Annotated in this window: 1 pseudogene; it reads left to right on the top strand. The window is 62.6% G+C overall.

Annotated features, from left to right (window positions below):
- Nucleotides 1–230, top strand: a pseudogene (locus AC1D0P_RS31015) (molecular chaperone HscC); the annotation flags it as partial.
- Between the last annotated feature and the right edge of the window lie 171 nt (nucleotides 231–401).

Raw genomic sequence — 401 nt, 5'->3', positions numbered from 1 at the left:
CCGCAATCAAGCTTGCGCCGCGCGACCAACACGAGAATCGCGAACTGATCGCGCGTGCCGAACGGCTCTATGCCGAGGTGCTGGACGCCGACCGGGATGCGATCGCCAATGGACTCTTGCACTTCAATGCGGCCATCGACGATCAGCGCATTCGCGATATCGATCGAGTGCGGCAGGAATTCCGGCAGTTCCTCGACAAGTTCGACAAGTTCGTCTTCACCCGGAGCTGATGGCCCTTATGACGACAGGCTATCCCTGGTCGGTCCTTGGCATCGCGCCGACCGATGACGCAAAAGCGGTCCGCAGGGCCTATGCGCTGAAACTGCGCGAGACGCGCCCCGACGAGGACCCCGCCGGATTTCAGAAATTGGTCGAGGCGCGTGACGCAGCGCTTGCCGGGC

Source organism: Polaromonas sp. P1_G2, from assembly GCF_056405515.1.
Note: the sequence above shows the minus strand (reverse complement) of the source record. Positions and strands in the feature narration are given on the sequence as shown.